This window comes from Mesorhizobium sp. M2E.F.Ca.ET.209.01.1.1, from assembly GCF_004010375.2.
Classification (GTDB): domain Bacteria; phylum Pseudomonadota; class Alphaproteobacteria; order Rhizobiales; family Rhizobiaceae; genus Mesorhizobium.
In genome coordinates this window covers 1-301 of record NZ_SADP02001011.1, presented here as the reverse complement: position 1 = coordinate 301, position 301 = coordinate 1, and the positions used below count along the sequence as shown (strand labels likewise).

Below are 301 nucleotides of genomic sequence, written 5' to 3'. Positions count from 1 at the left end.
CTTCCGACGGCCCTACGCGGTCTCAACGGAACAGGAAATGCGACGATGTCGATGCTCGGAAATCTCGGCCGCTCCATCATGCGCCAACATAGAAACGCCAAGACCAGAAACCTGATGAACAGCCTGTCGCCTGAGCTTCAGAAGGATGTCGGTTGGGAGGTCACGCCGAACGACCGCGAAAAGTCGCGGCTCGCGCAGATCGCTTTTGCCGGCAAACGTTGAGTTGCTCCAGCCCCTCGCCCGATTCGACGGGGGGCTCCAACTCTTTGTTTTTTAAGCAATTAAGGACGGAGGTCTGCGA

1 protein-coding gene is annotated in these 301 nt (G+C 57.5%); it reads left to right on the top strand.

The features are described from left to right. Positions 1–222: hypothetical protein (locus EN852_RS41485; protein ID WP_210238332.1), on the top strand; the 222-nt coding region annotated here is incomplete at its 5' end. Positions 223–301: the final 79 nt, after the last annotated feature.